This is a genomic window from Streptomyces lancefieldiae, assembly GCF_031845825.1.
Lineage (GTDB): Bacteria > Actinomycetota > Actinomycetes > Streptomycetales > Streptomycetaceae > Streptomyces > Streptomyces lancefieldiae.
This window is the reverse complement of sequence record NZ_JAVRFH010000380.1, coordinates 1-411: the sequence shown is the minus strand read 5'-3', so window position 1 is coordinate 411 and position 411 is coordinate 1. Positions and strand designations below refer to the sequence as shown.

Sequence of the window (411 nt, the reverse complement as noted above, 5' to 3'; positions counted from 1 at the left end):
ATAGCGCCGTGCCCTCGCCTGTGCTCGGCCACCAGCGTCAGGTCCACCGGTGCCCGCACCGGCCCATCCGCGCACAGCAACGCGTCCGTCAGCTCGAACAGCTCGTCGCCCCGAACGGTCAGACACTGAGCATTTTCAGCGTTGCCTCTCCAGGGTGAGGACCGCTTTGGAGATGGCTGTCATGACGTTGGGGCTGCAGCGGGCTCTGCGGAAGATCCGCCAAGACTTCAGGCGTGCGACTCCGCGTTCGACGGGTGCGCGGGCGGCGGACAGGGCCCGGTTGACCGTCCGCTCGGTGGGGGTGAGTTCGCCGTTGGGCGGGCGGCGCTTCGCGGTGGTGACCCAGTCGCCTGCACCGATGTAGGCCATGTCGGCGAGGACCGGGACGCCCTGGCGTTCGCAGATCCGAAT

1 protein-coding gene is annotated in these 411 nt (G+C 68.6%); it reads right to left on the bottom strand.

The features are described 5' to 3' along the window. Positions 1 to 135 precede the first annotated feature (135 nt). A partial coding sequence (locus tag RM812_RS42605) for a transposase family protein (protein WP_311586456.1) occupies positions 136 to 411 on the bottom strand: 276 nt, incomplete at its 5' end.